Below are 23424 nucleotides of genomic sequence, written 5' to 3'. Positions count from 1 at the left end.
TCTCGCGACGAATCCTTGTGAGAAATGCGGGTTAAGAAGGTGAGTCCCCTCCCATAGAACGTTTCCCGACCGCCAAAAAAAGAAAAAGCAAAAGAGAAGGAAGAGCCGGTTTCCAGGCGCTTCCTTCTTTTTTTGTCTAGGGCTCGCGGACCGGCACGGTGCTCGGATCGATGAGTAACTGCTCGCGATTGACGACCTCGAAGATGAAATCAAGCGTTTCCAAGCGTGGGCTGAGGCGCTCCCCATCCAACTGGATCAACCAACGGTCGGCCTCGATACGGCTTGCCTCACCCAAACGAACCACACCTTGTGGGCTCTGAGCGGAGAAGCCGAGGTAGGCACTCAAGTCGACCTCTGTTTGGACCTCGGCAACCAGGCGACCGGCAAAGACGCGCACGTTGCTAAAGTCCGACTGGACCAGGTGCAGCGGCGGCGGTAACACGGGACGCAGGGGTTGTGCGAGGCGCTCCGGCTCAGGCCAACGGGCTATCAGGCGACGGTTCTCGCCACGGCTGTCCGCGATCAGAATCGCGGCTCGGTTGGTGAGACCGGTGATCATGGTACCGCCAAAACGGAAGGTTTGGTCGGCATGGACAGCCAGACGACCGGCACCACCTCGACCATTTTCGCCACTGCCGCCGGAGACATCCATGGTCCCGTCACCCGACACATCGGCGGCTTGAATGAGAATCGAACCACCGGAACTGGTGCCGACCCCACGGGCTAGGATCCGACCATCCAGAATGATCTCGGGCGCGATCAAGACGACGCTGCCGCCGCCCTGCTCGCCACCGCCCGGGGTGTCGGGTTTAAACACGGAGCCGTAAGGCGTACCGACATGGTCGCCGGTAGCGGTCACGGCATGCGCGGGATTCACGGCCTCACCCTGCTGATGCCAACCACGGCCGTCGAGGTCAATCAACGAACTTCGGTCGATCTCGATCCGCTCGGCGGCGGCGATGAGCAAGACACCCGGTTGGCCGTCGGCAAGGACAGGGTGGGTTAAACGACTGCCGTTACGCAACTCAATAGAACGCGCAATCAGGCTTCCGTTCAGCTCCAGGGTGGTGGCGTCGAGAACCAGGTCTTGCTCGGTTTGATAAAGCTCCTCGGAAAGATTGCGGTTCCGCAAGATCTCGGTACCGGTAGAAACCACCACCGCGGCGGGGGCTGTCGTTTCAACGGGCGGCGCCGCGGTTGTCGTTTCAGGTTCACCTACCTTGGTGACGGAACGCGGCTGTTTGGCCCAGCTCGCACCGGCGGGGTTTTGGTGTAACCAGTGAATCTGGGCGGGTGTCAGCGGCGTCAGCCACAAGCCGGCTTGGTCAAAGCCGGCGTCGGCGCCTTTGAGACCGTCGTCCCGGCCACCGAATACCACGGGACCGTCGGCAAGGGTCAAATCGGCGGCCAGACCAACTTCGGCCACTCGATTTCCATTCAGGTACAACGCGGCGTTTTGGCCCGGTTCAGCCACAAGCGCCACATGGACCCATTGATCGAGGGCGAGGGCGGCGGCAGAGGTACCCTGAACAACGCCGTCGGCCACCAAAAGCAGGCGATCATCTTCACCAATGCTGACGCCCAAGCGCTCTCCGGCGACGGTCAGCAGTCGCTGAACACCACCCAGTGACGCACCACTTTGGTTGGGTTGAACCCAGAAACTCCACGAGAAGGCGCCACTCAGGCCGGCCATTTGACTTGCGGCCACACGCGCGCCGGCTTGGCCGGGATGCAACGCCAGCCCCTCTCCCAACAGGCTCGGCGACAAGATGCCACCGCCGTCCAGCATCAGGTCGCGGCTGCCAATCTGATCACGCAGCCCGGTTACCGGGTTGAACTCGGAAAGCCAATTAATGTCGGAAGCAACGCCGTGACGCTCATTCCCCGACCCATCATTGGCGGTGCCGTTGGTCCCGGCGTCCAAGCGCCAGTGAACGACTTTGTCGGCAGCGGTCACGTTGGTCACGTTGGGATGCTGGTCGGCAGTTTGATAGACGTCTGAGAAGTCGGCAACCACGGCGGCGGCGTCAAAGGGCGCACGCCAGATTTGCGCATCCCACAGGGACCCTACAAAGTAGTTACTCGAATCCTGGCTGACCTCAAATCGGGTTACCTGAGTGGTTTCAGCCACGGCGGAAACACCATAACTCACGGTACGTTCCGCCACCAAGGCACCGTCCACGAAAATTTTCAAGGTCTGCCCGGTGAAATCAGCGGCAACCACGGCGCGGTGCCAAAGACCGTCGTTAAACACCGGCGTGGTGGTCAGCGAGTAGGACGAGCCACTCCCCGAGGCCCTTGCGTAAGCCCGCAAACGTCCCGAGCTAAGGTTGATGCGCATCATGGTGTTGTTCCCGCTCCAGATTTGGACCAGGTTCTGGCTGGAGGGCGAGGTGGCGTCGGTACGGAACCAGCAAGCCAAAGTCACCCCGCCGGCACCGGCAAACGCATCGCCGGCGGCATCATCCACCCGGACCAGGGCACCACGCGCCGGGAAGTTGGCAATGGTGGCACTGAGACCGGGTTGGTTGAAGTCATACCAAGCGGTTGGGGTCGCGGGTGCGGACGCCGCGGCGGGGTCGCCGCCGGTCCAACCAACCATGGTCACCCCGGTACTTTCATTGCCAAAGGTATCCACGGTCGTGACGCGCAAGGTATGACGACCGTTGGCGTCCAAACCGTCCCAATAATGGGTCGTCTGCGGCGCGGCAACAAAAATCCCGGTCGCAACGCCGTCGCGGTAAACGCGGTAACCACTGATTTCGGCCAGGGTTCCCGCCGGGGGTTGCCAGGTGAAGCGCAACGCATTGCGCTCGGAGGAAACGACCCAATCAACCACCTCGGCATGGTTTACAGCAACCTCAAACAGATCGCCGTGTTGTTGCATCTCGGTCTGGCTGCTTGCCCGGAGGATCTGGGCGGGCGTCAGCCGGGTTTCCCACAAGGTGAACTCATCCACGGCGCCGTTGAGGCGGCCGATTTGATAAAGACCATGGGCAAAACGCCAAGGTCCCGCGGTCAAGGTCGCGGGCTCCGTCGAGGCGACCACGGGTCTGCCGTCCAAATAGAGCCGGGACCCCTCGGACGGGTGCAGGGTTAGGGTGAGTTGGTGCCAAACACCGGGCGTCAGCGCGGCACCGGCGGTTTGGCGATTGCCGGCCGCGGTCAACAGCCAGGGTCGCAAGTCGGTGTCAAGCCCTACTGCAAGACCCTCGTTTTGGTTCGACCGCGTAAGGACGGTGGCATCTTGGCCGGCAGCGGCAACTTTAAGCCACCAAGCGACGCTGACCCCTTGTTGGGTTTGCAGGTTGGGAACATCCAGATGGGCATGGGTCATACCGAAACCAAAATCACCGGCGGCGCCGATTTTCCCATTGGGGTCGGTAGAAAGACCGTTGTGCGCCAAGACCAGGTCACCCAAGGGATCTTTGAACCAATTGATCGGCGGCGGCGCGTCCCACGATGGCTGGGCAACCACACCATGCATCCCACTACCAGAACGATCAAAAATGGTCGAACCCTCGCTCTGTTGGGAAATGAGGTGGAACACCAAGTCCCGAGTTGCCTGTAACTGAGTTCCAGAAGTCAGTTGATCGGCAGAACGCCCGGGCAGGTCCCAGTCATGGGCAACATCGGCCGCCTGCCAGGGCTTGCGCCACAGTTGGACGTCGCCCATCGAGCCACCAAAAATCCGGCCCGCGCTGGTTGAATGCCCGCCGATGACTATGGTTTTGATCCAAGGTGCGATCAAGGGTCCGGCGCCAGTCTGAATACTTGAGCGCGAAGCCACTTCTTCACCATTTAGGTAGATTTTCAGAGTGTTGCCCACGTAATCGACCACGGCAACCAAACGGTGCCATTGGTTGTTGGCGACATTCAAACTCGAAGAGCTGGAGAGGGTGGTTGTCGATTGCGCAAGATCGCGCTCGGCCCGCAAATAAATGCGACCACTGGAAAGGTAGATATCAAAGGGGATTTCCGAGGTCGTATTCCCCACAACTTCAAGGATCTGGCGAGTTCCACTATTGGATGGGGTTTTGATCCAAGCAGCAAAGGTGAAGCCCTCGGCACCATCCAGCAAAGTGCCCGGCGTCGGCATGCGAATTTTTCCGTCATCGTGGGTGAAGGACAAACTCTGCTGTTGCCCTTGCGCGGCATCAAACGGCAGGTAAACCCGCGCGGTGGGCCCCAAATCGGTCGCGGCGGAAACGGCGGCGGTCGCGACAGCATGGATCACACCACGACTGACATCGCCGCCGGCGGTTTCGGCCTGAACCTGGAGTTGGTAGCCGCGCTCAGGGATCAAACCGGAGAACCGGTAAGAACGGGTTGCGGCACTCAACCGAATGGGTGTGCCGCCGTCCAGGGTGAGCAACCATCCCGCGGCCGGCGGCCCGTCGACAACGGGTTGCCAGGAGACATCCAAGCCGGTTGCGTCACCTTGCCACTGAACAGCTTCAACCATGCGGAAGGCGGCCCCGGTGTTAGCCTCGCTCAGAGGCTGGGTAGCGAGGCGGCCGAGATCGGCGGCGGAAACGGGTCGACTCCACAGCAACCACTCATCCAAGGCACCCACCAGCGGCTCGGTGCCGCCGACACCGGCAGCCAAAGTCCAAGCCCCGTCGGGTCGCGTGCTGTCGGTGACCGGGGCACTGGCGACAACAACGCCGTCCACAATCAACTGGTGGGTCGTGCCCTGATCCCGGTTCACACCCAGATGGTACCAGCGCCCGCTTTGCAGGGGATCGGTTCCGGTCACAAGGGTGCCGTCCCGCGTTTGCCACACAGGGCGGTTTTGCGTATCGATTTTCAGTTGTGCGTTACCTAATTGGAACACCACCATGTCACGAGCGAGGTCGGAAGGCAGCGCATCCAAGCGCACCATAATGGCGGTCGCAAAACCGGTGTCCTGCCACACGGGCGCGGTCCAAACAAGCTCTGTCTGGGTGCCGTCAAAAACCAATGCCCGCCCGAAGAGCCCATGGTCGATCACCTGTTGGGGACCGGATGCACCGGGCAAGCCGGCAATGTGATCGGGTACGGCAAAGAGGTGCGCACCCGTGCTCTCCCAGGTGACCGCATTAAAGGTACCGTGGTTTTGGTTACCGGAACGGTCCACGGCAAGGGTGGTGTTGCGACCGTCCAATGACCAAGCCGCCACCATCTGGTAATCGGGGCGAATCAGAAATCCGGCCCGTGCCGCGGCGGCGCCGTCGACAACAGCCCCGGGATAGGCCCAGTCTTTGGCAACGTCGCCGGCGGGCCAAGGCGTACGCCACACCTGGGTATCGCGCAAATCACCTAGGAAGTGCCGGCTGTTGGAAGCTCTTCCGCCGAGTGTCATTGAAGCGTGCGGGGAATCTTCCGTCAAACCGCTGCCGGAAACAGAGCGGCTCGCAACTTGAACACCGTCCAAATAGAGGTGCATTTGCCTGCTGTTGTAGTCGACGGTCGCCACGGTACGGTACCAGCGTCCGGCCTCAATGCCGGCCACATTGGTGACCTGGCCACTGCTCCCTGTACCTTGGTCCGTGTGGAAGTAGAGACGGTCACCACTAAGGTAAAGCTCAAACAAGCGCTCAGAAGTCCCTGAACCGACAACCTCAAACAGAGATTGGCTACCGGAAACCACGTCGGCTCGGAACCAGGTCGCCACGGTAAGCCCGTCGGCATTGCGCATCACATCCTGCATCGGGGCCACCGCCATGCCGGCGGCGGAACCACTCATGGACATCGCGTTCTGCGCCTCGAGGTTGCGATCAAACGACCACCAGGCATCCGGCGCGGCCAGCAAAGCGGCCCCACTTTCAGTCAGGGTACTCAGGGATTCCAGCAGCGGCTCGGAGCGGTTACCCGAAGCATCGAGCGAACGCAGGCTGAACGCGTAGGTGGTATCCGGGGTCAACCCGGAAAAGCGGTATTCAGTCACCTCGGCGGCAAGGGTCACGGGATCGCCGACACCGTCCAGCGCCAATTCAAAGCCGGCCAAATCGGCCGGCGCGTCAACCGGCGCGGCCCAACGCACCACAAGCGCGTCGGATTCCGGGGTGAACGAAGGTGAGATCGGCGGTGGCGGCGGCGTGGTGTCGCGCACCTGAACCGACCGATCCATGGTTTGGCTTAACCCACTGGCGTCCAGCACTTCAACCTGAAGCAGCAAGGCCTGGTCCCCGACCACCTCGGGCACGGTAATCAGCCGTTCCTCGGTCACCGCGGTTGCTTTGTCGGCAATCACCACGGTTTCGGTACGATTGCCGAACCGGATGATGATCTGATCAAGCCCATAGTTATCCGTGGCGGAAACACGCACGGTCATGGAGACGCCGGCATCAACCTCGGCGTCGACAAGCGGCGCCTCAAGGGTCAAAGCCGGGGCTTCCTGATCCGCCGGGAACACGTTCAAGGTTTGCTCGCTTTGGCTTTGGTTGCCAACGGCGTCGCGCGCGGTTACCTGCAAAGGGTAGCCGGTCACCTCGGAAACGGTCGGCGCATTGAAGGCAAACACAAAAGGCCCGGAACCGGTACGGGTTTGAGTTTCGCCGGCAAAAGTGGCAACCACTTCGGCCAAAGTGCTGTTATCGGAGGCGTCCACGGTCACGCGGAACGGCTGACCCGAAAGGGCGGCATCGGCCAGGGGAAGATCCAGGGTGACGCTGTTAATGGTCGGCGGCGTGGTTTCAAACCCATCGACCACCTCGGCTTGAACTTCGTTGGGGTCCAGGGCTTCAAAAACGGCGTTGCCCGTGTAAACCCGACGAATCGGCGCTTGACCACGATAAGCCCAACCGGCACCCGGCACGGGCGAAATCGGTCGGTCCAAGGTGAGGCTGGTCCGATCAAAAGCAACGATTCGATACCGCGCCTGTGTTTGAAGGTCGATAATCTCCATACCTTCGTACCCCGTACGCCAGTCGGCATCGGGCTGAACAATCACACGGGGATCCGCCAATGGGGCGGGCAAGGTAAAGGAGCCCACGGCGTTGAGCGGGGTCGCATAGCTGCCGGCGTCGCCACGCGCACCATTGACCAAGTACAAATCACCGTGCTCGTCCTGACGACGGCGTAGGTAAACCGTACCGGCACCGGGCTGGGCCACAATTGCGTTGGGATCGCCATAACTGGCGGCGCTGGGCAGACGGGTTAACTGGTTTTCGTCGTAGTAGAGGGCGACGCGACCGGCGGAACCCAATATCCCCGAGGCGGGCGGGGTCGAGTCGACGCTGATCAAACCGTTGCCGGTAAGGGTTTCAGCCTCCAAACGAATGGAACCGCCGAGGTAACCACGCGCGGTCACTTCGCCGTCGTGTTGGATGATCCGCGCGCGAATGTCCACCAAACCGCCGCCGTTGCGACCCCCGGGAAGGTTGGGCTCAAATAGGGAACCATAGGTCCTATCGCTAATGCGGACCCGGCCGGCGTGGGTAGAACTGGTTTGCCCGGCTACATCACTGTTAGGACCTAAACCGTCGACATCCACACGGGCACCGGCGGCAATGACCAACTGATCAAGCGTCAAATGCAGGCCCTCACTTGGCACGGCATAGGGTCGCTGTCCTGCAGGAAAGATCTTGGTATGGGTTAAGGTCCCACCCGCGTTCAGCGTGAGCCGGGTCAGGTTCAGGTCACCATTGACAACAAGGGTCGCGTCGGAAACGGTAACCGATGTCAAGTTGGTACTCTCTTCCACACGAAGCCCAAGCGAGCCGGTGGTTAAGGTCAGCTCATCGGAAGGGAAGCTCAGGCGGCGACACCACAGGTCGCCCCGGTCGGCGCCATTGGGTGCCGGCTGGAAGCCACCGTGAAGCACGACATGGTCCGGGGTGTGTAAACGCGCACCACCGGTCAGCCACACGCGATCTAAGTGGAGCTCGGCGGTGATCAAGGTCCCCGCGGTCAAGGCCGGCAAGGGCCGATCCACGGTAAGGGTGTCATGGGTATTGTCCACGATCTCAAAACGTTGCGGCGTGCCTTCCTCATCAATGACAAGGGTAAGCCCCCGCAAGCTGTGGAGGAATTCAGCGCCGGGATCCGTCAGAACCGTGCCGTCGACCTGAAATCCGTCGCTCAACCGGTGACGCCCCAAACCGGAAACCCGCGTGCTGCCGGGGAAGCTTGGATCGTCAATCCCGTGCACCCACAGTTCACCATAAGTCTGGAGATCGGATTTCATGAAAACCGTCCCCGAGCCGGAAACAATGGTGTTGCTGTTCTCTTGGAACAGGGCCCCATTGGCGGAAATACCGCCATGCCATTGCGACATGTCCCCGTAGTACACGGCGATACGGCCGCCACCGGGAAAAGCAACCATAGGATTCGAAGTGGGCGGTGCGTCGGAATGAATGCGACCCGCGCCCCGCAACGTCGTGATTTCCGCCCACAGCGCGCCGCCGGCTTTGGGGTCTCCTGCCTCGGGATCGAAGCCCGGAAAAACCGTGCCGTTTATGTCCGCGGTACCGGCCTTGATGCGCAGGCGGGCAAAACCGTTCATCACTTCCCAAGGTTGTCGGAAATCACCGAAGGAACGCTTATTAGAATCACGGGAGCCCGCACCACCAAAAATGGGGTGCTCAGCATAATCAAGCCAATCACTCCCCCAATGGATGTTCTCGCCTTCAAACACCATTCCCTTCAGAACGGCCCCCGAATAAACCTTAAGTTCGTTACGGACTTCCAAGAACAACACGGCCAATTCGGCGCCGTCACGGAGGTGGAGATCATCCGCAATCAGCGTGGGTTCGGATGCATCGTAGGGCTCGACGAAAACAGAACCACCGTCCACCACCAACTGACCTATTTGGTTGTGCGAATTTTTGAGACGCAAGGTGGCCCCATTGCGCAAGGTTACGGCGCTGTAGTCCACCGGTCCTTGAATTTCCATGGTGAAGTTATCGAGAATGAGGTGGCCGTCGGCCACATTGGGTGCATCGACGAAGTTCTCGGTGCCACCGTTGAACACATGCCCGGCAGGATAGGTCTCCCCGGTCATGATGCGCAGGCCGGCAGGTCCAAGCTGACAACCCAGACACAAGTCCAAACGTGCCAATCGCAACACAGGTGAAAGAATATCGCCGACTTGAAGGGTCGGCAGGTCCCCGGTTACACGAATCTCAAGACCACCATCGCGAACGGTCATCGCGGTGATGGGGAACAAAGCACTTTCGTCACCGTTCACCACGAGTTGGTAGCCACGGAAAAAGTCGGGGAGATCGACGCCCGGCAACCACAGGGTAGAGGTGCCGGCACCCGTTTCCTGGATGCGGTTGGCATCCACGGTGAGCGGCGCAAAGGTAGGCAGCGTGGTCAAACGGGTATTTTCGTCACCCACACCTTTGTTATCGATCACCAAGGTGCCATAGGCATCGGCCCGGTTCTGCAAAAGGAAGGTTCCCGAACTGTAGGTAGCCGAGGTATCGGCGATGATTTCAGCTTGGTCAATATGGTCGTAGTAGAACGCAACGCGACCACCGCCGTGGTTACTCTGCGCCTCCGGCGTCATGCCGGCTTTAAGTTCCACCCGGCCGGTCACGGTGCCGGCGTCCACCCAAATGGAACCGGAAGCACCGGATCGACTCACGACGTCAAACACGCCGGCGTTGAGTACTTCCGTCTTGAGGTAGATCCGCCCACCGGGTTGGGAGCCGGAGGAGCCGGGCAAATTAGGCTGGAAAAGGGCGCCATAAGTCTCGCCACTCGAAAGGTTATAGGTCCCACCGTGGTTTCGTGATGAATTACCACTCAACCACCATTGGCCAAAACCACCGTGGGCAAACCGGCTCTGGGCATCCATGGTGACCTCTTGAGCGGTCACATGAAGCCAAGGTTGGTAAAGCGGTGCCGCCATTCCGCTCATCGAAGCAGAGTGTTTGACAGCACTGTTGACCAAACTCAAGCGATTCAACACGATGGGTTTGTCGAGCCAGAGTTCACTATTCTGTAAACTGATGGACACGGCGTCCCAGGTGGGCTCATCTAAAGTCAAACGCAGACGGGAATCGGTGAGCGTCCAGTTTTCAGGCATCCCGTGTAGATCACGTGCCCAAATCGAACCAAAGCGCCCGCTGTCGTCCAACACCAATTCGCCAAGCTCGAGATCCCCGGCGAAGTACAGCTGAGCACCATTTAACAGGTGCAGGCGATCCAACTTGAGACGGAAGCGCAAGGTGGTATCGACAGGAACCACGTCGGGGAGGACACCACTCGCGGGGGGTGCCAGTTCAAGCCGTCCACCTTGGTTGGTCAGGATTTGCGTTTCATAGGCGGTCCCGTCGACGGTGAAGCGCACCCACAGCCCGTCCAAGCCGTCCGGTAATTCCGTCCAACTGGGATCATGGATCACCAGCGGGTCGGGATCCGTATCGTTGCCGGCGAGTGTGATTTCCGCCGGACCGGTGACCCCGGTCAAGCGCAGAGATCGCGCCATGCGTTCCTCGGTATTGTTCTGCAATTGTTCCTGGTTAATGATCAGTTCGCCGTGAGCCTGGTCGGGCCCCTTGAGGTAGAGGGTACCGGCCGAGTATAAACGCCCGGTATCGGCGGGGTAGGTCACGATTTGGTAGCGGTTCAAAAACGAGGTATCGCCACCGTGGTAAAGGGCAATCCGACCCGGCCTGTCGCCGGTATCGATGCGCCCGGAACCCAGCCATTGCAAGGCCTCAATCCAAATGGAGCCGCCGTGGCTGAGGGTGCTACTGGATGCGCCGGGTGCGGAAACAGTCCCAGACAAATCCAAAACACCACAGCGCAACCGAATTGCGCCGCCACCGCTGCGCGGTCGATAAACCGGGCGTATGGCCGAACCATAAATGGCGTTGTTCTTGTCCCCATTAACGTTGAAATCGTAGCCGCCATGGTCGTAACCAAGGGTCCCCGCCGACAACCCGCCGCCGCGTAGCTGATCAGCAATGATGGTCGAGCCGGCATCCAGGCTCAAGGTCCCGCGAACGTCGATGTTAATCCGGGCGGGTACCAAATCGGGATCGTTGTCCACCGCGGTCCACACACTGTTGTTGATCAGGGTCACGGTCTCCGAGGTGACCCCGAATCCGGCATCGCTCAAGCCCGAACGCAGGGTCGCCTGATCCGCTTCAAGCAAACCGACCCGGATGGGTTCGTAATAGGTCAGGGTTGCACCATTGCGCAGGCTGATGCGTTCGACGTCCATGGGGAAGCGCACGGTGAGGTGAAAATTATCAACCTCGTAAACACGGGTGCCGTCATCCTGGCTCAATTCGCCGGCACCGTCGCGAAACAAACGGGTGGTACCGGCATTGGTGCGTTCGACCGGGGCGTTGACGGTGCCGCCGTCAAGCACCACCTCACCGGAGACCTCGATTCGGTCGGTCGTATAGAGCGCGGCGCCGCCGCGGGCGACGAGTTCATCAAAGCGGTGCAAGGCGGTCACGGTCTGACCCGCGGCCAAGGTCGGGATTTCGCCGGCCAGGGTCAGGGTCGTTTCCGTTTGGGCCACAATCGCTTGCGGCTCTTGACCTTCCAAGCTGAGGTACATCCCGACAAATTCGTTATAGGCCGGGAAGTTACCGGCCAACGTGGTTGTGGTTGTGCCGGCGCCGGCGGAACGCGTCCCAAAAATAGGTAGCAGCGTTGAATCCACCAGGGCCTGACGGCCACCGTTGTCGACAATCAGGCGACCCTGGACATCGGCGGCGGTTTTGATAAACAGCGTACCCGCACCGGAAATTTGATTGTCACCAACCGGGTCGGTATAGCCAAAGGCGGCCATGTCACCGCTAAAGCCACTGACGTCGTCGACCCATACGGCCAGCCGTCCGCCGGGATAAGCGGGCGCAATAGCGTTGCGTCCACCCGAGGCATTCAGCGAACCGGAACCTTGTAACAAGCGCCCTTCCAGCAGCAGGGCGCCGGCAACATCTTGATCACGCACGGAAAGGGAACCATTCAGTGTCAAGGTGTCGAAACCAAGGTGGAGGAAGCCACCAACACCGCCGGCAAAGACCCCGGGTCGGTACAAGGAACCACTGGTCAAAGCGGAAGCCGCGGCGTCGCCGCGAATCAGGCCGCCGTGGCGCCCGAGATGCGGCAAGTTGCCAAGCTTGGCGGCGAGGATGATCTCCCCGTCAATGACCATTTGATCGGCCTGGATGTAAAGGCTGGGCGCATCCACGACCTGAGCGCCGCGCAGCACGGCCCCCTCGGCCAAAGTCAGTTCCGTTAAGGTCAAGGAACCGGAAGCATGGAGTTCTTGGCCCGCGTTCAGCTGCAAGCGGTTGATTTGGAAGTCACCCAACAGGTTGATCCCATTGCCGGTGATCTGTTCCTCACGCAAGGTGAGCGTCTGTTCGGTCTGGAGGTAACCGCCCTGGAAAACCAGCCGTTCATCGAGGACACCGGATTCCGTCATCAAACGGCCGCCATCGATCAACTCAATCTCATCCAGGGGGTAACCGATGCGAATGCGGTCCCCCGCTTGGAACACGGGGAATGCCTGATTGACCTCGGACACCAATTCATTGGCGACGGATCGGTCGATCCGGGCGCGCTGCTCCGGCGCGCCGTCACGCCACACGTAAAGGCCGCGGTAGTGATCGATCCCGAAATCAAAAGGCAGGATCAGCTTGTCGCGATACCCGTCGGGACCTTGCTGGGTAGGCAGGAAGGTCACATCTTCGCCCACGACCCCGGTAAACCAGGGCAACGGCGTGATGTGGCCCATGCGCGCGGCATCGCGACCCGCGATCCGCAGGGTGTCGCGAGTCCCGTCGGCCATGGACGCGTCCGGGAATTTCATGAAGACGGTGCCATGACCGGAAGAACGCCGACCGGCGGCGGAGAGGGTCAAATCGGCGCCGGCCCCGTGGACGGCGATACGACCACCGCCGGCGTCGCCGCTCATAACCGAATCGCCGGGACGGAATGCGTTGGCGCGAACGTCACCAAACCCAATCAAGTTCGGACTCTGTAACCAGATAGAACCACCCGGCCCGTATTTTTGGCCCCAGTTTCCGCCGTCGGCCGAAACGGTACCAAACAGATAAAAGTTGGCGGCATGCAAGCGCAAAGCGCCGCCGCCACGCTCATTGCCCACGGTCATGGGTTCAATCAAGGAACCCGGCGCAAGTCGGCTGTCGGTTTCGTTCTGGGACAAACCACCGTGGGTTGGGAATGCAGAAGCATCGGGGTACAACGCCAACTCGGGGAAGCCGGTTTGGTCGGCGGAAATCCAGGAACCGACATCCACCACCAAATTCCCGGTTACATCCAGCTCGGTTACCGCGGCATTGCTTAATAAATCGGGCGAGGATGGGGTTTGCCGAACCTCGGCCTCGTTCACCAGAATCAGGTCGCGCGGGGCATGACGGCCGTCGATGAGGTGGGTCCCACCGGCCAGGATCAAGGTTTGCCCGTCATAGGGTGAACTCAAGCGATTGGCTTGCAGCGGGTTATCTGCATCAAACAGGGTGCCGTTGATATTGACCAAAGTAATCGTTTGCTCGCTTTGGTTAAAGCCAACATCCTCGGCCACCCAACGAATTTCGAGCTGCTCGCGGGCGGTCGCGGCGGGTGGAAGGACATGGCGATAGGTCACCACCCGACTTTCAGCGAAAACCGAATCGGCAAAAACGGACACACCGTCGACAAAAATTTCTTGGCGCAACAAGCCGTCGGGATCACTCATACGGGCCCGCAGGGTTAAGGTCAGATCACGGTCCAGATTCAGCGGCATGGGTTGACCGTCGCGATGGCTGATCACCTGCAAGGCCGGGGCACCGCTGTAGCTGACGTCTTGCACGTTGATGGGCACGGATGCCCGCGCCACATTCCCTTTTTGATCGTAGGCGGCCACATCCAACGCAATCACGCCGCTCGCACTGACGGGCGGGACGCGCACATCTTGGTAGCGGTCGTTGTAGGCGCCGCCGGAAGCCAACCTCAGGTCCACGCCTTGGTAGGAAATGACGGTACGTACCGAATCGCTGGTGAAGCGAACCCGCAGGGTTTCACCCTCGGTCACGGTCGGTGTGTCGGTGGGTTCGGTGATGGTCAAAGTGGGCGGGGTCAGATCCTCGCCCACAACCAACTGCCCGCGCCAGGTGCCGGTTTGCCCAAAATGATCCACAACGGTTGCGGTTAATGCAAAGGTACCGTGCGGGGTGGGTTCCGGTAGGGGTACCGGCAAACCGCCGCCGCCGCCAATCCCGTCGAGTTCGCCCGAGACACCGTGCTCGGGATAGTCGTCGGCCACGAGGGTAATCGATGCAAGTTGTCGGTCATCCGTCACGTTGTAGGAAAGCGAACGGAGCAAAGTGGGGTCGAAGATGGACGGAACCTGGATCACCACTTGCGGGGCCAAGTCGGCGACCATGGTTACATCACCCAAGCTCAGGGTGTTTTCCGATAAGGTGAAGGCATGTGTGACATAAGCCAAGGTGTTCTGATCCTCGGCAAACAACGAGAAGTCACCGTAAGGCACGGTATCCAAGGTAAAGGTACCGTCGCCGGCGCTTACGGCTTGGGCAAACGCGCGTTTGCGGGCATCGTGGACCTCGAGGGAAATGCCGGCAAGCGGACTGCCGTCGCGACCGAGCAAGCGACCTTGGACGCGGCCAACCGGTTCAAGCGCGATGTTTAAGGTGACCGTTTGGCCGGGCTGCATCGCGTCGAAAGTAACGAAGCCGGCACGGTCACCGTTGTTTTGACGGGCGGTCAACTGTAAAGGCCGCGGCGGTACGTTCTCCATGCGAAACGCCCCGTCGGCATCCACCTGAACAGCCTGTCCAAAGGCGTCGGGTAAGCTGTCAAAATCGAGGATCACCGTGACATCGGTAATCGGGGTGGCACCGTCCTGATCGGTGACCACACCCACCAAGGTACCGGTCGGGGTCACCTGAATATCTTGGTTAAACGAGGTACTGCCGGCAACGCTTAAGCTGTTGGGCTCAAGGTACCCGAAACCGTGGACAGGGTCTTCCACGCGCAGATCAATGGGTACCCCGATGGGGTAAGGCGCCAGACGGTAAAGTCCGTTTTCATCGGACTGCGCGGGTTGGTTCCCGGCCCAAACGGTAACGCCCGACAGCGGCAACCCCTCCAAATCGGTGACCCTTCCCTGAAAGGCACCGGCGGGTTGCAGGTAGAGATCCTGAGCAACGCTCAGCAGTTCGGTGTTGTTCATGGTCACGGTCGTAAAAACACCCTTGAGCGTGTTCATCGACCAAACGCGGTGTTCGCCATTGGCCAAACCATAGAAGTAAACCCGGCCGTTTTCGTCAACAACCCGGCGACTGCCGTTTTCAAGCCAAACCTCGGTGCCGGCGACAACCCCGTCACCAGCATCAATCACCCGAACCGCCAAGGCGGTGCCGGGAACATTAATGTTCAGCGCGTAGGTCCGGGTTGTGAACACCCCGGCCAGGTTACCGGCTTGAACCTTCAGCACGTTGTGGCCGCGTACCGCCCAACTGGGGAAATCGTTAAAACGCAGGACCACCGCGTTGTTGTCAGGCACCAGATAAGCAGCAATGGGATTCCCATTGAGCCAAACCTTGGTGCGGGTGGGATCAAAACCGGAAGTGGCGTCGGTTTCAACAACGGGGATGGTCACCGTGGCGGGCATCGCGGTCAGGTCGATACCGTTCGGGAACTCGGCCAATTGGGGCGGCGTATTGTCGAGCAAGATATCGCCCAAGTCGGTATCCGCATCAAAAGGACCGACCTGGACGGTGCGGGTCCCCCGCGAGGAGCCAACCCAGAGGTCCATCACCTGGCCGGCAGGCACGAGCGAGAATTGGAACAAACCGTTATCAGGCACCTTCGATCCACGAGAGATCCCGCCGTAAATCACGGCGACGTTGGCCGGTGCCGGTTCGTTTTGTTGTACCACCACGCGACCGGTAACAGTCACCGTGGCCGGTCCGACAAAAGAAACGGCGTTGTCACCGGACTGCAAGCCGACCGTGCGCTCAAAGGTGTACCAACCGCCCAAGGCGGAGACGGCCAGGTGTACTTGATCGTAGGAAAGGTCTTCCATACGGAATTCGCCGAGGGCGTTCAAACGGGCGTCGGCAATCACCCGGCCGTTGGGTGCAAAGGCGCGAACCGTACCGGGGTACAGCGCTTGGTTGGCGGCGTTCACCACGACACCGCTCAGGTTGCGGGCGGCGCGTAATTCAAGGTCGAAATCAACGACATCGCCGTCGCGAACCAAGAGTTCGGCGGTGAGTACGTTTTCCGAAAGTTCGTCGGTAACCACCACGCGATAGGCGCCGGGGTACACGTGTTCCATAAAGTAAAAACCGTCGTCCCGACTGGTGGTGCGGAACACCCGTTGCCAACGACCGCCCGCGGTGGCCGGCGCTCGTTGCAGCTCAACCAGCGCGTTTTCAATACCGTTTAGCCCGCCGGGCGCCAACACGCGTCCACGCACCTCGTAACTGGGATGGAAGCTCAGGTCCGCGGTGACCGAACCGCCGTCCGCGGCCAGGGAAAATTCGGGTTCGTCGGCGGCCCATTCCAAACGCTCCGCGTCAAAGGCACGGTAGCGGTAGTTACCGAGCGGAAGTAAATTGCGCAACCAGGAACCGTCGGCGAACAAAGCCACCTCGGTGACAGCCCCGGTTTCTACGTTCTCAAGATAGGCGTAACCGTGGTTGACCCCGGTACCGTCGGACAAGGTCACCCGGCCGGAAGCGCTCCCGACCCCGGCCAAACGCAGGGTGACGTCGGTGTGCGGTTGCACGGTGCCGTCACCCTGGTTTTCGCTCACCAAGCCGACCTGCGTCGAACGCGGCGACAAGGCGTCTTTGGCGAACAGGGTAATTTGACCGGAACGCACCGGTTCCAGGGTAAAACGGCCCTGGGCGTCGGCCTGTCCGATAATTTCCATCGGTTCTTCCACCCAAACCTTGGCATAAGGCGCGGGGGTGCCGTCTGCAAACTGAACTTGACCGGAAGCACGGGTCATGCGCCGCATGCGCACATTAACTTCCTGAGCGTCGCCGTGCTCGGTCACCAACACGGTGGCCGACTCTGATTCGAAGCTCTGGTTGCTCACGGCGATCAATCGCAGGGTGGTATTCAAGGGAACCCGGTCCCAGCGGAAGAAACCGGCGGCGTCGGTGGAGATTTTGGTCCAGATCTGCGCGGAGGCGCTGTTTTGGAGGAACTGGACGATCACGGGAAAGTCCAGGGGGACACCCACTTCATCGGTAACCTGGCCGTATACGGAACCCCAGCCGTCGAACTGAACGGCGTGGTCGATGCGTTGCGGATCCTCGGCGCCAATGTTGAGATGGCGAACCAGTTGATCCAAATAACGCTGTTCTTGAATCCAAATTTGGTAGGCGCCCGGCGGCAGGTTGCGCATCACCACCAAACCGTTCTCGTCGGTATACCCGATGGCACCGCTAAAGCTTTTGTACACACCGCGGTTCATCGAAACCCGCATAAAACGCGCGGGTTGCCCGTCGGGCAAGGTGACGCTCAGGGCAACCTCGTGCAATGAGCGGAAAGCGACCTCCGCGGTCACGTTTTGATTGCTTTCCAGCAAATGGGCATAACCCAGGCCGCGGGCCGGCGTCAGATGGGTTTCCACTTTCAAAACGTAGCGGTCCAGCGGCAAATTGCGAATCTCAAATCGGCCGAATTCATCGGTACCGGTATAAAACTTGACCTTGCGACCGCTCACCTCGCCGCGGTCATCCATCACCAAAATTTTGGCGTTGGCAACAACTTGGCCCTCGTACTGAACCACCCCGTCGATATGACCGACGGGATCAATGCGCAGATTGACACGCGGATCGGGATTAAATGGGGTCGGCTGCACCTCAAGAGAACCCTTGAGCCCGGTATCGGGATCGCGGCCGTGCAGGCTGTACTTGCGCATCGGCAATGCCTCAAAGACAAACAAACCCGGTTCGGGATCGGTTTCGCCGGCGGTTACCTTTTGCAGCATCAACTCCGACCGGTGGCGCAGTTGCACTTCGCCCTCGGCGACGGGCACCTCGTCCAAACCGGTAAAGATACCGGAAATCGAGGCGGGTGTTTCCACCCGAACAAAGACTTCCAAATAGCGGCCGTCGCGGGGAATGCTCACGCGGCTCATACCGGTTAAACCGTTGCCGTGAACACCCTTCACCGTCACCTCGCCCACGGGCAGGTTCTCAAAAAGCACCGCTTCTTGGCCAGGCAAGACCTGGTCGCTCAAAACAATTTCGTTGATCTGAAGTTCGCCGAACAAATCGTCGGCGCTCGGTTCTTGGTAGGTCCCGTCGGTGTAGTGAACGCTGACCGAACCTGTATCCAGCAAGTTGCCCTCGGCATCAACCAAACGCACCTGCACACTGCCGCGACCGGATAAGGTCATGTCGTGACGAAAACGCATTTCGCCGTCGATCTCCACGATTTCGGCAACCCACTCGCGGGAGTCAGGATGGTAGGCGGCGACGTTTACCCGTTGTTTGGCCGCGGTCGACACCAAGGTATCGAACCAATACCAACCCTCGGGATTGGTGCGGGTTTTGGCAATCACACCGCCGACCCGGGCAATCACCAGGGTGCCCTCGGGCGCGGGCGTGACCCCGTCGGTGCCCATCAAACGACCGTAGAGGTTGGTGGGTTCGTTTTGGGAAGAAAACGCCAAGGTGATCACGGGAATCTCGTCCCCCTCGGCCAAGGGTTGCGGCACATATTCATAGCGGTTGGTCTCACCCAACAAAGGATGGGTCCCGTGAATGGTGGTGTCGCGCACGTTGAGTTGGGTAAACAGGTAACTGCCGTCTTGTTCGGTGGTCACGCTGTACATCTGACCCCAAACCGGCATGCCGAGGGACTCTTTGTGGTTGGAAGGCAAATAGCCATGAACCTGGATGCGGCCGATCACGGGCGCACCTTGGCCGTCGACGAGGCGCACGCGAACCTGCGATTGGGGTTCTTCCTGAACAACCACGTTCTCGTAACCGGCGAGACCAACGGTTACCTCGGTGATGGCGATTTTCGGGAAACGGTAGCCGCTAAACAGGTTGTTGCCGGTTTGCACACCTTGGTGTGGGTCCCAGTACATACCGGGGAAACGACTGGTATCAAACAACGAGCCGGTAAAACGACCCTGGTGGTCGGTATACGCAAAGGCGCCGCCCTTCAGCCCGTCGTCCGGTGGATTGTAAATCGGCGCAAAAGGAATGGGGTTGCCGGCGTTGTCCAAATACTCGCCGGACACCTTGGGATCACTGATCGCGGTAATCAACACATTTTCGACCAAGGGGTTTTCCGGCGACAAACCCACGGAGGCCTTACCGCGCAGCAGGGTTTGGTTCATGGCGTCGCGCAAGGTCGCCTGAATTTCAATGGTTCCGTTAAGGGACTGGTACAAGGGAAGGCCGGCCAATTCAAAGCTGCCGTCACTCGCACTCAAGGTCTCAAAACCGCCGACGCGAACCTCAAGTCCCTGGAGGGGGAAGTTCTGAATGTCCACCACGCGACCACGCACGGTCCCGTAAACCATCGCATCCGCCTCGCGTTGGAGCAGATCCTGGGTCATGCCCTCAACCCCGGCAAGGTTCAAATAGAGTTGCTGGTAGTAGCCGTCCGCAAAGGCCCACAGAATACCGGTCCCGGCGGGAATATCTTCCAGATTGTAAAAACCAGCGGTGTCAGCTTCGGTGATGCCGTTGTAAGGCGCGATAAAAGAGGACAAGGGGTGCGGTCGCCATTGCAAAGGTTGGGTGCCCTCGGCGGCCCAGCCCACCACGGCGTTGGCAACGGGCTCGGCCTGGCCGTCCACCATGCGCAACACCCGGCCGCTCAAACGCGAGGCGACCCCGGTAAATCCGATATCGGCCCGCATCGGGCTGTCGGCACGGGTCAAAAACAGGCTGCGCATGCCGATGGCACCGTTGCGACCGACGGTTTTCAGCAACACCCGGCCGACTTCAATGCCCTCAATGCGGTACATGCCGTTTTCATCGGTCGGCACCAAAAAGCGCGCCGCCTCGGTGCGTCCTTCACTTTGGGCAAATACCCGCGAGTCGGCGATGGGTAAGCCGTCGGCGTCGGTGACTTGTCCGTAAATGGTGCCGCGGTTTAAAAAGGAAAACTCCGCGATCACTTCTTGACCCGGTGCCTGGGCATGGAACTCGCGGAACTCAAAACGCCCGTCGGCCAACTGCACGGTCACACGAAACTTGCGGCGCGCGTTGAGGAAACCCCGCAAACGATCCAGCAAACTTGCGTCGAATTCAAATGGATTGTCCTCGGTCGGCGGCACGGGAATACCGCCCATGTGGACCGGGACAAAATCGAACTGATAACGACCCGCATCGTCCGGGGTCGCTTTGTCGACGATGATCAAACCACGCTGATCCCCGTCACCACTGGCGGCGGGCAACTCAAGGTACACGGTTGCGTCTTGAATGTCACTGCCGGAGCGATCCACCACCCGGCCGGTCACGCGCACCCCGTTAAAGAAGGCGTCGCCTTCAAAGGTGCCGCGGTCATAGGCAATCACGGTACCGTCACGGGCGGTAATGTCAAAAAGTTCGAATTCATTGGTTTGGTAGGGGCCGACCGGTCGCGGTGATTTCACCATCAGAAAACGGGGATCGTGGTGAACCTTGGCGGTCTGAACGGGATGGCCGTTAATGGTGATGTGGTCGGCGAGATCACTGAAGGCCCGCAAATCGACCGGTTTCGAGAACATAAAGGTGATGTGACGGCCGTATGGGTCGGCACCGGGCACTTGGTTGGAGGCCATTTGTTTGACGCCGACCAAGGTAAAAGCTTGGTTGGGTACCGTTTCGGCGGCCACGAAGCGGGAAACTCCGTCCTCAAGAATGTGCCATTGGGCGCTCTCGGGGAGCAGCACCAAATCGGGATCGGTGCTCGGGCTCCAGGAACCACTGTCGAAATACAGCAACTCGGTTTCAGCATTGCGGTTAAACACCGCGTGAACGCGCAGGGGTTGCCCGTTCACCGCGCGGGGTTTCAGCGTCACCGATCCGCTCATTTCACCCAGCCAGGCCAAGTGACGGCCGTCGCCCAAATCGAACCAGGCACTAAAAGGCAAATCCAAGGCGCCGGTCGTCGCAACCACGCGACCCAAGGCATCCTCGGCGGAAACGGTCATGCCGACAGGCCCTTCCACCAGCACCACACCGGTGTTGTCGGATTCGAAACTTTCGCGCGCCATCCAAAGCAACAGCTCCCGCGCGGAACGGGTCGCGGCGGCCTCGCGCAGGAAGGGTTCGAAAATCGCTTCCATTTCAGGTTCACCGAGGCGGCTGGATTCGCGGCGCATGCGGTCAATCGCCTCCACCCCATCCATGGCGCCAATCACGCTGCGCATCAGGCCCAATCGCACTTGGGCGGCATCGGCACCCAGCCCGAGCGTGGCCCCGGCAAAAGCCAGTTCCTCGTTAAAGGCGGTAGCCACGCCGCCGGTAACCGGCAACAGGTGGCCGGGCACTTCTTCCGGCTCCATGTGGGAAAGGTCGTAAACTTTTTTGGCCAAACGAATGATGGGATCGCGCAAGGCGGGTTCGAAGCTGCCGCGGAAACCGGCGGGGAAGGACAACACCCGGTTGGTCAGGGTTTCCCCGGTTGGCGAGACACCGACGGAAAGCTGCAAGGCGCTGGAAATGCCTTCTTCCACGCGGTAATAAGAGGCAACGACCTGGCCAGTGGTATCGGCCCGCAAACCCCAGGTGAGCGCGGCCTCGCCCCCCGGCGGAATGTCACCGGCACGTTGGGTCGGATTGGTGCCGGCGGCCATGGTGACCCCGACGAGGCGGTAAGGATCGATTTCGATGTGGAAATCGTTGAGCGGAATCGCGCCTACATTATTAATGTGCATGGTGAGGTCGTAGGGCTCACCCTCGGCCACGGTTTCAGGGTGCTCGAAGGTCACGGTGAAATCGGGGTTGCGCACATAAACCCGGGCGGTCGCCTCCGAGCGAACGGGGATGGTGCGGTCATTGCCCAAATGCGCTTGACCCTGGATGTCAAAGCGCACGTCGTGAATACCCGGCACATTGCCGCGCAGGTAGTATTCCGCCATGGCTTCCTCGGCGGCGTCGATGTATTCGCGATCATCCCAGGTACCGATTTCACCATCGGCGCCAAGGTACACCATGGGGCGTTCCAAACCACCGTTTTGGGTATCGCTCAGACCCAGGGGATGACCGTATTTGGTGGGGACGGGAAACTCAATTTTGGCTTTGAGGTTGTCCACCCGGGCGTCAATGCCCTCGGGGGCGGCGTTCATGGTTACCACGGCGACACGGAACAGGCTTTTGAGGTGGTGAATTTTGCCGGGAATCACAATCAAACTAAGCATATAGCTGTCGCTCGCCACGGAGCGGCTACTGGTATCGGGGTCGAAACCCAGGGCCGGGTATCCTGGAAAACGCGGTTCACTTACGAGGATTTTAAAGGTGCCGAAGGGATCTTGAATCACCTCGGGGCGCGAAAAGATCTCGGACTTGGCGGTGGGAATCAGGACCGGAACCTCAACGGGAACCTCGACCGCGCCCATCAGCAGGGACAGGTTAAAACGGACGGCGCGGTAATCGTCCTCGCTGAAGACGTAACCTAATTCGGCCAATTCCTCACGGGACAATTGTTCAACCGTGGCGCGGGAAACCAGCAACTCGGCAACAGCCTCAATGGTTAATACCTCGGGGTTGCTTTCGGCGAGCAAGGCATCGCCGTCCATCAATTGCAGGTTCGTCAGTTGCCAAGTCCCTTCCTCATCAATTTGATCGCGGGTAATTTCGAGGCGCCCGCGCGCGTAGGGTTGGGAAAGCGGGGTTTGGGTGCCATTGGGCGAGACAAGTAAAGCCTCAAGCCGCAACCCTTCGGGGATCTCCCCGTCATAAAAGTATTCAAAGAAAACCGACCCCTCGGGATCCTCCATCAACAGGACTTGCCGTTCCGGGCTCACTTGAAAACCCTGTTGTTCGACACGGAACAAGGCCTGAAGCGGCGTGAGCGGCTCAGCCTCGGGCTCGCTTTGATAAGCAAAAATCGGCAAGCAGACAAGGATCAATCCCAAAAAACGCATCATGAGGAACTCCGAAACGTGTTAGCGGTGCGGATCACCGGTTCAAAGGGTGGTAGGCAAGTTTTAAAAAAGGCGTTAAATAAGCAAAAGAATCTTCAACAGGTCAAAAAATCAGGTGACGGTCGCCAATCGGCATCTAGCCCAAGACGAGAAAACGTTTCTGGATTCATGAGGACCTCCAACAAACGAAACAAAGAAAAGGTAAAAAGGGTTAAGGGTTGTTCAATAAAAACCGCGTAAGCCGACAGGCGCAGCCCGCGAACGGGTTCAGGGTAAAAACAGCCCGTAAGGCGGGCATACAATCAATCGCGCAAAAATCGGGTTTTTCCGTCGAAAAAAATTGCAATTTTTCTCTATGCGCGTCACAAATAATTAGTTAACAACTGTTGGAT

Annotated in this window: 1 protein-coding gene; it reads right to left on the bottom strand. The window is 59.8% G+C overall.

The features are described from left to right. Positions 1 to 136 precede the first annotated feature (136 nt). Positions 137 to 23035 carry a LamG-like jellyroll fold domain-containing protein gene (locus tag J3U88_RS08100; protein ID WP_207858164.1) on the bottom strand — a complete coding sequence of 7633 codons (22899 nt, stop codon included), beginning with the start codon at positions 23033 to 23035 and terminating at the stop codon, positions 137 to 139. Positions 23036 to 23424: the final 389 nt, after the last annotated feature.

Source organism: Acanthopleuribacter pedis (genome assembly GCF_017377855.1).
Taxonomy (GTDB): domain Bacteria; phylum Acidobacteriota; class Holophagae; order Acanthopleuribacterales; family Acanthopleuribacteraceae; genus Acanthopleuribacter; species Acanthopleuribacter pedis.
This window is presented reverse-complemented; position numbering and strand designations above follow the sequence as displayed.

What these genes read in the sequence shown, in the direction of transcription:
- J3U88_RS08100 (WP_207858164.1), bottom strand. Translation starts at nt 23,035, where the DNA reads ATGATGCGTTTTTTGGGATTGATCCTTGTCTGCTTGCCGATTTTTGCT.